Annotated in this window: 17 protein-coding genes; 16 read left to right on the top strand and 1 reads right to left on the bottom strand. The window is 67.3% G+C overall.

Features of this window, described 5'->3' with window-relative positions; translation table 11 throughout:
• Positions 1–9: 9 nt before the first annotated feature.
• Positions 10–768 (top strand): glutathione S-transferase family protein, encoded by a 759-nt coding sequence (locus tag H7V21_RS05220; RefSeq protein ID WP_223177049.1) that lies wholly within the window; start codon positions 10–12, stop codon positions 766–768.
• A gap of 59 nt (positions 769–827) precedes the next feature.
• Here the strand turns inward: H7V21_RS05220 and H7V21_RS05215 are convergent, their stop codons facing one another.
• Entirely contained in the window at positions 828–1,343 is a 516-nt protein-coding gene (locus H7V21_RS05215; protein WP_188055800.1) for an outer membrane protein, read from the bottom strand.
• 224 nt (positions 1,344–1,567) lie between these two features.
• Between H7V21_RS05215 and H7V21_RS05210 the strand changes: the two genes are divergently transcribed.
• From H7V21_RS05210 to H7V21_RS05140, 15 genes are all read left to right on the top strand, one after another.
• Positions 1,568–2,287 (top strand): CoA transferase subunit A, encoded by a 720-nt coding sequence (locus tag H7V21_RS05210; protein ID WP_188055799.1) that lies wholly within the window; start codon positions 1,568–1,570, stop codon positions 2,285–2,287.
• A 5-nt stretch (positions 2,288–2,292) separates the two neighbouring features.
• Positions 2,293–3,393: an HAD family acid phosphatase gene (locus tag H7V21_RS05205; RefSeq protein ID WP_262504066.1), complete on the top strand. Its 1,101-nt coding sequence runs from the start codon at positions 2,293–2,295 to the stop codon at positions 3,391–3,393.
• Between the two features lie 3 nt (positions 3,394–3,396).
• Complete coding sequence (locus H7V21_RS05200; RefSeq protein ID WP_188055798.1) at positions 3,397–4,044, top strand: CoA transferase subunit B; 648 nt, start codon at positions 3,397–3,399, stop codon at positions 4,042–4,044.
• 141 nt (positions 4,045–4,185) lie between these two features.
• On the top strand, positions 4,186–5,640 hold the full coding sequence (gene leuC / locus H7V21_RS05195) for a 3-isopropylmalate dehydratase large subunit (protein ID WP_188055797.1): 1,455 nt from the start codon (positions 4,186–4,188) through the stop codon (positions 5,638–5,640).
• Positions 5,641–5,642: 2 nt separating this feature from the next.
• On the top strand, positions 5,643–5,801 hold the full coding sequence (locus H7V21_RS05190; RefSeq protein WP_188055796.1) for a hypothetical protein: 159 nt from the start codon (positions 5,643–5,645) through the stop codon (positions 5,799–5,801).
• 7 nt (positions 5,802–5,808) lie between these two features.
• A complete protein-coding gene (leuD, locus tag H7V21_RS05185) occupies positions 5,809–6,444 on the top strand; it encodes a 3-isopropylmalate dehydratase small subunit (protein WP_188055795.1) in 636 nt (211 codons plus the stop codon).
• On the top strand, positions 6,407–7,408 hold the full coding sequence (locus H7V21_RS05180) for an NADPH:quinone oxidoreductase family protein (protein WP_188055794.1): 1,002 nt from the start codon (positions 6,407–6,409) through the stop codon (positions 7,406–7,408). Before leuD ends, H7V21_RS05180 begins: the two co-directional genes overlap by 38 nt.
• 139 nt (positions 7,409–7,547) lie before the next feature.
• Positions 7,548–8,135 carry a hypothetical protein gene (locus tag H7V21_RS05175; RefSeq protein ID WP_188055793.1) on the top strand — a complete coding sequence of 196 codons (588 nt, stop codon included), beginning with the start codon at positions 7,548–7,550 and terminating at the stop codon, positions 8,133–8,135.
• A 153-nt stretch (positions 8,136–8,288) separates the two neighbouring features.
• Entirely contained in the window at positions 8,289–8,612 is a 324-nt protein-coding gene (locus H7V21_RS05170) for a DUF1476 domain-containing protein (protein WP_188055792.1), read from the top strand.
• A gap of 4 nt (positions 8,613–8,616) precedes the next feature.
• Entirely contained in the window at positions 8,617–8,856 is a 240-nt protein-coding gene (locus H7V21_RS05165; RefSeq protein WP_188055791.1) for a BolA family protein, read from the top strand.
• A gap of 4 nt (positions 8,857–8,860) precedes the next feature.
• A complete protein-coding gene (gene grxD / locus H7V21_RS05160; RefSeq protein WP_188055790.1) occupies positions 8,861–9,190 on the top strand; it encodes a Grx4 family monothiol glutaredoxin in 330 nt (109 codons plus the stop codon).
• A gap of 347 nt (positions 9,191–9,537) precedes the next feature.
• The gene (locus H7V21_RS05155; RefSeq protein ID WP_188055789.1) at positions 9,538–9,906 is read left to right on the top strand and encodes a BlaI/MecI/CopY family transcriptional regulator; all 369 of its coding nucleotides are present in this window, start codon (positions 9,538–9,540) and stop codon (positions 9,904–9,906) included.
• Positions 9,903–11,381: a M56 family metallopeptidase gene (locus tag H7V21_RS05150; protein WP_188055788.1), complete on the top strand. Its 1,479-nt coding sequence runs from the start codon at positions 9,903–9,905 to the stop codon at positions 11,379–11,381. Before H7V21_RS05155 ends, H7V21_RS05150 begins: the two co-directional genes overlap by 4 nt.
• 146 nt (positions 11,382–11,527) lie before the next feature.
• Positions 11,528–12,385, top strand: coding sequence for an MBL fold metallo-hydrolase (locus H7V21_RS05145; RefSeq protein ID WP_188055787.1), 858 nt, complete (start codon positions 11,528–11,530; stop codon positions 12,383–12,385).
• On the top strand, positions 12,382–13,080 hold the full coding sequence (locus H7V21_RS05140) for a DUF4230 domain-containing protein (RefSeq protein WP_188055786.1): 699 nt from the start codon (positions 12,382–12,384) through the stop codon (positions 13,078–13,080). The genes H7V21_RS05145 and H7V21_RS05140 overlap by 4 nt, the downstream gene beginning before the upstream one ends.
• The last annotated feature ends 12 nt before the right edge of the window (positions 13,081–13,092 follow it).

The following is a 13,092-nucleotide window of genomic DNA, read 5'->3' as shown; positions in this document are numbered from 1 at the left end:
GTAACCCCCATGGGCATGTTGATCATCGGCAATCACGTCTCGCCCTATGCCCGCAAGGTTTTGGTCGCGCTCGATCACAAGGGCGTCGAGGTCGAGATCGACCCGATCGTGCCTTTCTACGGCACCGACGCCTTCACCGCGGTAAGCCCGCTGCGGCGGATTCCGGTGCTGATCGACGGCGATCTGGTGCTCAACGACTCGACCGTGATCGCCGAATATATCGACGAGCGATGGCCCGATCCGCCGCTGATGCCCAAGGGCGCGGCGGATCGGGCGAGGGCACGCTGGATGGAGGAGTTCGCCGACAGTCGGTTGGGCGATCTCCTCATCTGGCGGCTGTTCTACCAGCGCACGGTCGTGCCTTCCGTCTGGAAGCGCGAACCCGACGAGGCGCTGATCGCGCGGACCATCGAACGGGATCTGCCCGAGGCGCTGGACTGGATCGAGGCGCGCGCCCCGGCCGAGGGGTTCCTGTTCGACCATGTCTGCACCGCCGACATCGCCTATGCCTGCTTCTTCAGGAATGCCGCGCTCGTCGGCTATGCGATCGACGCCGAGTGCTGGCCGCGTACCGCCGGCTGGATCGCGCGCGTCGGCGCGGTGCCCGCGTTCGCGGCCAGCATGAAGTTCGAGCAGGCGATCTTCGGCGTGCGCTCGGCCGATCGTCGCGCGGCGCTGCGCGCGGCCGGCGCGCGGATTTCCGAGCAGAGCTATGGCGGCGCGGTGCCGCAGCGGAGCCTGATGCTGGGCGACGGTCCCCGCGACTGAGCAAAAAAAGGGGCCGCGCAGCCCGTGCCGCGCGGCCCCTGTTCGTCGCTCGCTTCGGATCAGAAGCGGAAGCCGACTCCGGCGACCACCTGGTCGCGGTTCAGCTCGAGCTCTTCGTAGCGCGAGTAGCGATACTCGACCTTGCCGAAGAAGTTGCCGAAGCTGCGCTCGACGCCGACGCCAAGGCGATAGCCGTCGCTGGTGATGCCGCCCAGGCCGTCGGCTTCGACGCGCGCGTTGGTCAGGCCGGCCTTGCCATAGACCAGGTTGGCGCCGCCCACGACGAAGCCGATACGGCCGCCGACGAAGATATCGCGGCCCGCGCTCACGCCCAGTTCCTCGGTGGTCGCGCCGGTGATCTCGGTCTCGGCGCCGATCACTGCCTGGCCGATCTGGTGGTCATAGCCCAGCGCGCCGCCATAGACGAAGCCCGACTGGCCTTCGTCTTCGGCGCCTGCGTGGTCCCAGCCGGCGACGATCTCGGCGCGCGGACCGGTGAAGCTCGCGTCCTGGGCAAGAGCGGGGGTTGCGGTCGCCGCCACCAGGGCGAGCGCCGTCGTTGCGAGAATTCGCATTCGTTGTCCTATCTGTGGAGTTTTGTTCTTAGCTTCGGATGGCCATCCGAGTGCTCAGATAGTCCGCCGTTTCGCAGGTGCAATATGGCAGTTCGATTACAATGCGGTGTGTGACTCTTGTGCCACAGCGCAACAATCGTGCAAAACCTGAAAGCCGGTTCACCTTCGCTTGACCGGCACGTGTCGCGGCGCTTATCGCCCGCGGCAAAGGAGAGACTCGCGCCATGAAGAAGCTCTATCCGAACGCCGAAGCCGCGCTTGAAGGACTGTTGTTCGACGGCATGGCGCTCTGCGCCGGCGGGTTCGGCCTGTGCGGCATCCCCGAGCGGCTGATCGATGCGATCCAGGCCGCGGGCGTGAAGGATCTCACGATCGCCAGCAACAATGCGGGCATCGACAATGAAGGCCTCGGCAAGCTGCTGCGCAGCCGCCAGGTCAAGAAGATGATTTCCTCCTACGTCGGCGAGAACAAGGAGTTCGAGCGCCAGTATCTCTCCGGCGAGCTCGAAGTCGAATTCTGCCCCCAGGGCACGCTCGCCGAGCGATGCCGCGCGGGCGGCGCGGGCATTCCCGGCTTCTACACCAAGACCGGCGTCGGCACGAAAGTGGCCGAGGGCAAGGAAGTGAAGGTCTTCGACGGCCCGAATGGACCTGAGGAGTATATTCTCGAGCGCGGCATCCGCGCCGATCTGTCGATCATCAAGGGCTGGAAGGCCGATGAGGCGGGCAATCTCGTCTTCCGCAAGACCGCGCGCAACTTCAATCAGCCGATGGCGACCGCGGCGAATATCTGCGTCGCCGAAGTGGAGGAAGTCGTGCCGGTGGGCAGCCTCGATCCCGACTGCATCCATCTGCCCGGCATCTATGTGAAGCGGATGATCGTCGGCGCGCCCTACGACAAGAAGATCGAGTTCCGCACCGTCCGGGAACGCGAGGCGGCGTGACCGCGATGCGCGTCTGGCGCTTCGGATTGCTGTTGATCGGGGCGCCGGTGCTGTCGGGCTGCGTGGCGGCCGCGCTGCCCGTGCTGGCGGGCGCCACGGTGTTGCGCAACCAGTTCTCCGAGGGCCAGGATGCGCCGCGACGCGCGGAACCCACGGCGCAGCCCGGCTCCGCTGTCCGTGCCGAGGATCTCGTCGGGCGCGAGTTTCGCACCGAGGACGGGCAGGTCGTTCGGATCATTGGGGCCGGGCAGCTTCCGCCGCCCGACGGCGCGGTTCCGCGCGCTGCTACGGCACCCGCTGCCGCACGCCCGGCCGAGGTGGCGGTGCCGGGCGGAATGCAGTTCCTCTACGGCTCGGCCGAGGCCGCGGCGATCAGCATCCAGACCTATCAGGCGCTGTGGCGTTATGTGGACGATCGGGTGCTCGACCGTCTGGCCGGGCAGGATGTCGCCAGCGTGGTGCTCGCCTCCGATGCGACGCTCGAGCGGATGACCTTCGTTCCATGCGCCGGCAAGCCGCTCGCGGTGGTGTTCGACGTCGATGAAACCGTGCTGCTGAACACGGGCTACGAGGCCGATGACGCGCGCCGGGGCACCGGGTTCGATCCCGATCGCTGGAGCCGCTGGGAAGCGACCGGCGCCGGCCAGGTCGAGGCGGTGCCGGGCGCCGTCGAGACGATCGAGGCGATGCGGCGCCGCGAGGTTGCGGTGATCTTCAACAGCAATCGCGCATCGGCCAATGCCGAGGGCACGGCCGCCGCGCTGCGGGCTGCCGGGCTGGGCGAGGCGGTGCATGGCGACACGCTGTGGCTTAAGGGAGACGCGCCCGGCGGCAGCGCAAAGGACGCGCGGCGCTGGGCCATCGCCGAGCGCTATTGCGTCGTCGCGATGGTCGGCGATCAGCTCGGCGATTTCAGCGATCTGTTCAACAGCGGCGATGCGCCGCCGCGCATCCGGCGCAATCTCGCTGCGCAGACGATGATCGCGCCGATGTGGGGAACCGGCTGGTTCCTCTTGCCCAATCCCGTCTACGGCGCGGGCGTGACGGGAGGCTATGAAGAGATATTCCCGCCGAACCTGCAATGGGCCGATCCGGCCGAGGAGTGAGCTATGCCCTGGACTCGTGACGAAATGGCCGCCCGCGCGGCGAAGGAACTGCGCGACGGCTTCTATGTGAACCTCGGCATCGGCATCCCGACGCTGGTGGCGAATCACATTCCCGACGGTGTCGAAGTGACGCTCCAGTCGGAAAACGGCATGCTCGGCATCGGGCCGTTCCCCTATGAGGATCAGGTCGATCCCGATCTCATCAACGCCGGCAAGCAGACGATCAGCGAGCTGCCCCAGTCGGTCTATTTCGGATCGGACCAGAGCTTCGCGATGATCCGCGGCGGCCATATCGACCTCACCGTGCTTGGCGCGATGGAAGTCAGCGCGGGCGGCGACATCGCCAACTGGATGATTCCCGGCAAGATGATCAAGGGCATGGGCGGCGCCATGGACCTGGTGGCTGGCGTGAAGAAGATCATCGTGGTGATGGAGCACACCGCCAAGGACGGCAGCCCCAAGTTCATCCCCGAATGCACGCTGCCGCTCACGGGCAAGAATGTGGTCGACATGATCGTCACCGATCTCGCGGTGTTCCAGCGCCCCGATCACGACAGTCCGTTCCGCCTGATCGAGCTCGCGCCCGGCGTGACTGCCGACGAAGTCGCGGCGAAGACCACGGCGCGGTACGAGGCGCTTGCCGCCGCCTGAGGAGTCCGTGAACGCGACGCTGCTGGTCGAGGGGAGGCCGCTCCCTTCGGTCGTGGTCCGGCCGCGGCCACGCCGCGGATTGGGCAAGCTTGTTGCCGCAGCGCTTGCGGGCGCGCACGATTCGGTTAAAGCCGCAGCGTCATGGCAAGCGCACCCCGCACTCTTTACGAGAAGATTTGGGCCGATCACGTCGTCGATCGCCGCGACGACGGCACCTGCCTGATCTACATCGACCGGCATCTCGTCCATGAAGTGACGAGCCCGCAGGCGTTCGAGGCGTTGCGCGCCGCCGGCCGCCGCGTCCGCCGCCCCGATCTCACGCTCGCCGTTCCCGATCACAATCTGCCGACCACGGCGCGCGTCGCGGCGGACGGCACGCCGCTGCCGATCGCCGATCCCGCCAGCGCCGAGCAGCTCGCGGCGCTGCGGCGCAACACCGCCGATTTCGGCATCGACTATATCGACGCGCTCGCCGCCGCGCAGGGGATCGTCCATGTCGTCGGCCCCGAACAGGGGTTCACGCTGCCCGGCACCACGCTGGTGTGCGGCGACAGCCACACCGCCGCGCACGGCGCACTCGGTGCGCTCGCCTTCGGTATCGGCACCAGCGAAGTCGAGCATGTGCTGGCGACGCAGACGCTGCTGCTCAAACAGTCGAAGACGATGGAAGTGCGCATCGAAGGCGCGCTCGGCTTCGGCGTCGCCCCCAAGGACGTGATCCTGGCGGTGATCGGCCGGATCGGCGCGGCGGGAGGGACCGGCCATGTCATCGAATATACCGGCGACACGATCCGGGCGATGTCGGTCGAGGGGCGTCTCACCATTGCCAACATGTCGATCGAGGGCGGCGCGCGCGCCGGGCTGATCGCGCCCGACGAGACGACCTACGCCTATCTGAAGGGCCGCCCGATGGCGCCGACGGGGGAGGCATGGGAGCGCGCGCTCGCCTATTGGCGCACGCTGCCCAGCGATCCCGGCGCAGCCTATGATCGCAGCGTCCGCATCGATGCGGGCGACATCGCGCCCTCGCTCACCTGGGGCACCAGCCCGGAGGACGTCGTGCCGGTCACCGGCCATGTCCCCGATCCCGAAGGTTTCGACGATCCCGCCCGGCGCGAGGCCGCGCGCAAGTCGCTTGCCTATATGGGTCTCGCACCCGGCACGGCGATGCAGGACATTCCGGTCAGCCACATCTTCATCGGATCGTGCACCAACAGCCGGATCGAGGATCTGCGCGCCGCCGCCGACGTGCTGCGCGGCCGCCGCGTGGCGGACGGCGTGCGCCAGGCGCTGGTCGTGCCCGGTTCGGGGCTGGTCAAGCGCCAGGCCGAGGCGGAGGGGATCGATCGCATCTTCGTCGAGGCGGGGTTCGAGTGGCGCGAGCCGGGCTGTTCGATGTGTCTCGCCATGAACCCGGACAAAGTGCCCCCGGGCGCACGTTGCGCTTCAACTTCGAACCGGAATTTCGTAGGACGGCAAGGTCCTGGGGCGAGGACTCACCTGCTGTCTCCGGCGATGGCCGCTGCCGCTGCCGTCACCGGCCGTCTGGCGGATGTTCGTGATCTCGTGGCGCAGCGATCCGGTTCGGGGGAGTGATCATGAAGCGCGCATTGATGATTTTGGTTGCGGGAACGATCGTCAGCGGCATCGCCGCTGCCTATGCCGCCACTGCGCGGCAGGTGGACGGCGCCGCACTCTATGGCGATGCGCCTGCCGATGGCGCGGACGCGGCGGACCGCTCCGTCACGGCGCGCTGATCGGGGTATGCCGAACGCGCCGATCCGCACGGTGGAGGGCCGCGCCTATCCCTGGGGTGCGGAGAATGTCGACACCGATCTCATCATTCCGGCCCATTGGCTGAAGACCACCCGCCGCACCGGCCTTGGCCGTGGCGTGTTCGAAGCGGTGCGTGCCGATCCGGATAACGTCTTCGATGATCCGCGCTATTCCGGCGCGCCGATCCTGATCGCCGGGGAAAATTTCGGCTGCGGTTCGAGCCGCGAGCATGCCGCCTGGGCGCTGGCCGAATTCGGCGTCCGCGCCGTGATCGCGCCCAGCTTTTCCGACATCTTCTCGGGTAACGCGTTCAAGAACGGCATCCTCACGGTCGAACTGCCGCAGCAGGCGGTCGATCGGTTGGTCGCGGTCGCGCGCGAGCATCCGATCGCGATCGATCTCGAGACGAGGACGGTCACCACGCCGTTTCAGGACCGGTTCGACTTCGAACTCGATCCCTTTCGTCGCCACTGTCTGATGGAGGGGCTGGACGAGATCGGTCTCACACTGGCAAAGGATACCGCGATTTCGAATTTCGAAACCCGGGTCGCCACGCAGCGGCCCTGGATCGCGGTGGAGACTGGCCATGAAAGCACTTCTCTCGAAAGCCCCGGGCGGACCTGAAACTCTGACGCTCGAAGAGCTCCCCGACCCCGCACCGGGCAAGGGCGAGGTTCTGGTCGCCGTCAAAGCCTGTTCGATCAACTATCCCGACGTCCTCATCATCGAGGATAAATATCAGTTCCGGCCGCAGCGCCCCTTCGCGCCGGGCAGCGAAATCTCCGGCACGGTCGCGGCGGTGGGCGAGGGGGTTTCGGGCTGGGCGGTCGGCGATCGCGTGATCGCCACCACCGGCCACGGCGGCCTAGCGGAAAAGGTCGTCGTCCCGGCCGATCGGCTCTACCGCCTGCCGGAGAACCGCAGCTTCGAGGAAGGGGCCGCGCTGCTCCTCACCTATGCCACCACCATCCACGCGCTGCTCGATCGCGGAAAGCTGGTCGAGGGGCAGACGCTGCTCGTTTTGGGCGCGGCGGGCGGCGTGGGCCTCGCCGCGGTCGAGCTCGGCAAGGCGTTCGGCGCACGAGTCGTCGCCGCCGTCTCGTCCGAGGAAAAGGCCGCCGCCGCGCGCGATGCCGGCGCCGATGCCACGCTCGTCTATCCGCGCGCGCCGTTCGACAAGGATCAGTCGAAGGCGCTCGCCGGTCAGTTCAAGGATGCCGTCGGTCCCGAAGGCGCGCATGTGATCTACGATCCGGTGGGCGGCGACTATGCCGAGCCCGCGCTGCGCTCGATCGCCTGGGAGGGCCGCTATCTGGTCGTCGGCTTCCCCGCCGGCATTCCCAAGCTGCCGCTCAACCTCACGCTGCTCAAGAGCTGCGACGTGTGCGGCGTGTTCTGGGGCGCCTTCGCCGCGCGCGATCCGAAGGCGAACCAGGACCATGTCGAGCGGCTGTTCCGGCTCTGGAGCGAAGGCCGGATCGCGCCGAAGGTGACCGAGGTGTTCGCCTTCGCCGACGGCGGCGATGCCATTGCGAAAATGGCCGCGCGCAAGGCGATCGGCAAGCTGGTGGTGCGGGTGGCGGATTAGGTCGTGAACGCATGAACGGCCGCTTTCGGCACTAAGGGCAGAACGTCCGAGGTTGGTGGAAAGCGGACGGGTAGCTTTCACGTATAGTGAGGCGGTTGCAGACGTTGACCGAACCCGCTTCCCCGATCACCATCCCGACATGTTTGAAGCCAAGCCGACAGCTCGCGCCGATATGACCGCCGGGACGCTTTACGCAGTCACTGGTGAGGCTGGATGGACTTACTACGGGCAGATCACGCCGGAGAAGATGGTCGGTTTTTTTCGGCGGCGCGATCTAGAACCGTCAGCGCCCAGCGATGTGTTAGCTGCCAAAATCATGAGTGTGATTAGCGTAGCTTATCCTTCGATCACCAGGGCTTTGCGAACGGGTCGATGGAAGAAGCTCGGCGGATTTCCCGTTGTGGAAGAACTTGTTGCACCGCGCCCCTCGGTTCAGTGGCCGGTCGGCACACTTACTGTGACCGTTTGGGTGGGAGACCGGGTGGCCTACGACACCCGAGTGGAAGACTCAGCGATACAGAGCATGGAGTTGATGGCTGTATGGGATGCCGGCGAACACATTCCGGCACGGCTGACCGCCGACTTCGGCGCCGAAGAAGCCGAATGGCATGTTGGGGGCCCAATTTGGCGGGAACGACGCATCAAGGAGGAAATGGCGGCGCGCTTCACGGACCAGCCTTGGAACCGGCTTCCCGAGGACTGGGTGCCTACTGAGGTCCGCTCCTAGGGCTCGACGCTCTGCGACCGAACGTCCGCTATTGAGGCGCTAGCGGATAGGCTGCCGTTATGGGTCACCCCCATGCCCCGTGTGCCCCGTTGCCTTCGCTTCCGCGCCCTCCTATCTCGCTTGGATTGGTTTCACACGGGGCAGGGATTGCGCATGACCAGTTTCGACGATCGCGAAAAGGCGTTCGAGGCAAAGTACGCACGCGATGAGGAAATGGCGTTCCGCGTGATCGCGCGGCGCAACCGGCTGCTCGGCCAGTGGGCCGCCTCCAAGATGGGGCTCACGCCCGAAGAGACCGATGCCTATGCCAAGGCGGTCGTCCAGGCCGATTTCGAGGAAATCGGCGACGAGGACGTGATCCGCAAGCTGGTGGGCGATCTCACTGCCGCCGGTGTCGACATCGACGAGGCGACGGTGCGCAAGGCCGTCGACGAGCAGCTCGTCGAGGCGCGCCGCCAGCTGATGGAAGCGAAGTAATCCGATGCCGATGCCGGCCGACCAGATCGAGGCGCTGATCCGGGAGGCGTTTCCCGACGCCCAGGTCGAGATCACCGATCTTGCCGGTGACGGCGATCATTATGCAGCGCGCGTGGTGAGCGAGCGGTTCCGCGGAATGTCGCGCGTGGCGCAGCAGCGCGCCGTCTATTCGGCGCTCGGCGACCGGATGGGCGGCGAACTGCATGCGCTTCAGCTCACCACGCAGGCGCCCGTACAGGAGTAAAGCCATGACCGACGACGTGCAGCAGCGGATCCAGGGACTCGTCGATTCGAACGACGTCCTGCTGTTCATGAAGGGCAGCCCGCTCTTTCCCCAGTGCGGCTTTTCCAGCCGCGCGATCGCGATCCTCAATCATCTCGGCGTTTCCTTCGAAAGCGTCGATGTGCTGCAGGATCAGGGCATCCGTCAGGGCATCAAGACCTTTTCGGACTGGCCAACCATCCCGCAGCTCTATGTGAAGGGCGAATTCGTCGGCGGATCGGACATCATGATGGAGATGTACGAATCGGGCGAACTGGCCGATCTGATGACCGAAAAGGGCGTCGCCCCTTCCTGAGCGACGCTGCCGCGCGATCCGTCTGTGGCCGGGAAACCCGGGGGCGGGCGGGTCGACGCGAGACCGGTAAAAGCTGGTCGACCCGCCCTGCTGAAGCGTTGAAACGCTCGGGTATTCCAACCGATGCAGCCTGCGTGCCAATTCGCGGCGCGCACGGAAATCCGCCGATGCGATGGTTAACGCGCCCGCCGCTGCGCGTTCTGCTGTAAACCTTTCCGACAGTTGCGGCGCCGCCACGCTCGCCGCTGCCGCGTCGTTGCGCCTGCGAGTCGTTCAGCCCGCGTTCAGCCCCATTGACTACATGCGTAAACATGGATTACAGATGTAGTCGAAAGAGGGACGGACGCATGACCGAACGAATCAGCGATGCCGAACACGCCGTGATGGAAGTGCTGTGGGAGCGTTCGCCGCTCTCCGCACAGGAAGTCGCCGAGCGCGTGGCGCCCGAACGCGATTGGAGCGCCAACACCGTCAAGACGCTGCTGGGGCGGCTGCTGGCCAAGAACATCATCGCGCATGAGGAGGAGGGCCGCCGCTATCTTTACCGGCCGCTCGTGCAGCGCGGCGATTATGTCGCCGGCGAATCGCGCCGGCTGATGGACCGGCTGTTCGGCGGCAGGCTGACGCCGCTGGTCGCGCATCTCGCCGAGCGCGACGCGCTCACCGATCAGGACATTTCGGAAATCGAAGCGCTGCTGAAGGATCTCAAGCAATGATTGCCTGGGCCGTCGAAACGCTGTTCGCCACCACGCTGCTGATGCTGCTGGTGCTCGCGATCCGTGCGCCCGTGCGCCGCGCCTTCGGGGCGGGCATGGCCTATGCGCTGTGGCTGCTTCCGGCGGCGCGCATGGTCCTGCCGCCGCTGCCGGAGAGCTGGCGCGAGCAGGCGGCGGTGCCCGTCGCCGCGGCGGGCGACATCGTCACCGTCTATGTGCTCGAGCCGCTGTCGGCCGGCACCGGGGCAGCCGCGGAAGCGCCTGCGATCGACTGGCTCGCGCTGCTCGGCGGCGCCTGGGCGGTCGGCGCCGCCGGGTTCCTGCTCTATCATCTCGTCGCGCACAGCCTGTTCTGCAGCCGGCTGCTGGCGCGCGCGCGGATCGACCGCACCGTCGCCGGGGGGCGCGTCCGTGTGATCGAGACCGACGCCGCCCATGGCCCGCTCGCCTTCGGCATCTTCCACAAATATGTCGCCTTTCCGCGCGACTTTTCCGAGCGCTACGACGATCTCGAGCAGGATCTCGCGCTGGCCCACGAGCTTGGCCATCACGTCCGCGGCGATCTGATCGCCAATTGGGTCGCGCTCGTGATCCTCGCGCTCCACTGGTTCAATCCGGTCGCCTGGCGCGCGTTCCGCGCCTTCCGCGCCGATCAGGAAATGGCCTGCGACGCACTCGTGCTCTCCGGCCGCGCCCAGGCACTGCGCCATGCCTATGGCCGTGCGATCGTCAAGTCCGCGCATGGGGGCGCGGTCTCGGCGGCATGTCACTTGCACACGATAAACGAACTCAAAGGGAGGCTCCGCATGCTTTCGAAGACCAACAAGACATCCCCCACGCGTCTCGCCGCCGGAAGCGCGGGCGGGCTGGCCCTGGCGCTCGCCGCGCTTGGCCTCACCGCCTCGGGCACCCAGGCCGCCGAGACGATCCGCGACAAGGTCGGCCGCACGATCGGCGTCGATCTCGCCGCGCTCCAGGATGTGCCGCCCGCGCCGCCTGCGCCTCCCGCGCTGCCGCATGGCGACCTGCCCGAGCCGCCGGAGGCTCCCGAGGCGCCGGAGGCTCCCGAAGCGCCCGATATGGAAGGCGCGAGCGTCTATCGCATCCGCACGATCCAGACCGGCGAAGCGATGGTTGATGCCGAGGCGATCCGCCGCAGCATTCCCGATGTCCGCGAACTGAACTGCGGCACCTCGGGCGGTGAGCGCGACGAAATCGTCACCCACAGCACCGAAGGCGACCGCCAGGTGATCCGCATCTGCACCGATCGCATCCAGGTGATGGCGGCGCGCGCCGAGGCCGATGCCGCCCGTGCGAAGGTCGAGGCGCTTGCCCATGCCCGCCGCGCGGTGGCCCATGCCCGCACCCGGGTCGCCAGCGATCCCGAACTCACCGCCGAGCAGCGGGCCGAGGCACTCGCCGATCTCGACGCCGCGATCGCCGAGATCGAAGCCGAGTCGCGCAGCGACGATTGAGAGGGGGAGGGGGTTCTCCCGCTCTGCCCCTTGAGCGCGAGACACCCTCCGGGGCCGGTCGCTTTCCTTCGGGCGGCCGGCCCCGATCGTGTTCGCGGCCGGCGCATGCCCTTGTCTAGCGGGCGCGAAACCGCCATCTCCGGGCCATGACGCAAGCCTCACCCGGCGTGGCGGAGCAGGTCGAGCCGATGGTCGCGCGCGTGCTGGCGCCGAACCCGTCGCCCTATACCTACACCGGAACGCAGAGCTTTCTGGTCGGCACCCGCGATCTTGCGGTGATCGATCCCGGCCCCGACGAGCCCGAGCATGTCGCCGCGCTGCTGGCGGCGATCGCCGATCGGCCGGTTCGCGCCATCCTGTGCACCCACACCCATCGCGACCACAGCCCCGCCGCCGCCGCGCTGAAGGCGGCGACCGGCGCGCCGGTGATCGGCTGCGCGCCGCTCGCGGTCGCCGATCTCGGCCCGCGCGCCGATGCTTCGTTCGACGCCGCCTATGCGCCCGATCGCGTGCTGGCCGATGGCGAGCAGGTCGCCGGCGAGGGGTGGGCGCTCACGGCGATCGCCACCCCCGGCCACACCTCGAACCATCTGTGTTTCGCGCTCGACGAGCGCGGCGTGCTCTTCACCGGCGATCATGTGATGGGCTGGTCGACCACGGTGGTGGCCCCGCCCGACGGCGACATGACTGCCTATCTCGCCAGCCTGGAGCGGCTGCTGGAGCGCGACGACCAGGTCTATTATCCCGCCCACGGTCCCGAAGTGCGCAATCCGCGCCGCTTCGTGCGCGGCCTGATCGGCCATCGCAAGCAGCGCGAGGGCCAGATCCTCCGCCTGCTGCGCGAGGAGGGCCGCGACGTCCCCGCGCTGGTCCAGCGCATGTATGTCGGGCTCGATCCGCGATTGATCGGCGCGGCGGAACGATCGGTGCTTGCGCATCTTATCGATCTCAACGGCCGCGGACTGGTCGCCCGCGACGGAGAAAGCTGGAGGATGGCGGCATGAGGCGTGGATGCTCGACGTTCCTGGGGGTGTTGCTGGCGCTCGCCGTCGTCAGTGGGCTGCTGCTGTGGTTCGGCCGCGACTATGTCGAGCAGAAGCTCGATCCCGATCCGGTGACGGTCGCCGCCGCCAGTCTTCAGGGGCTGCGCGAGCAGAACCGGCTCTCCACCTTCGCCGCGCGCTACGTCGCGGTGGTCACCTCGCGCCAGAGCCGGCTGGGGCTCACTGCGCGCAAGACGCTCATCATGCCCGGCATGGTCCGCTACGAAGTCGATCTCGCCAGGCTCGATCAGGACGATGTCCAGTGGAATGCCGAAAGCAACACGCTGCGCATCACCCTGCCACCGATCGAAGTGGTCGGCCCCGACGTCGATCTCGACGCGATCCGCGAATATGACGAGGGCGGCATCCTGATGCGGCTGACCGACGCCGAGGACAAGCTCGACGAGGCCAACCGCCAGGCGGCGCAGCGCGAGCTCGTCCGCCAGGCGCGCGAGGAAACGCCGATGCGGCTCGCCCGCGACGCGACGCGCCGGGCGGTCGAGCGCAGCTTCGCGATGCCGCTGCGCGCGGTTGGCGTCGAAGCGAATGTCGAAGTCTATTTCCCCGACGAGCGCAGCGGCGATCGCGAGCAATGGGACGTCTCCCCCTCGATCCGCGACGTGCTGGCGAACCGCCAGTCGGCGCAGGGGCAATGATCGAATCGCTTT

Source organism: Sphingosinithalassobacter sp. CS137 (genome assembly GCF_014334115.1).
In the GTDB taxonomy this organism is placed as follows: domain Bacteria; phylum Pseudomonadota; class Alphaproteobacteria; order Sphingomonadales; family Sphingomonadaceae; genus Sphingomonas.
This window is presented reverse-complemented; position numbering and strand designations above follow the sequence as displayed.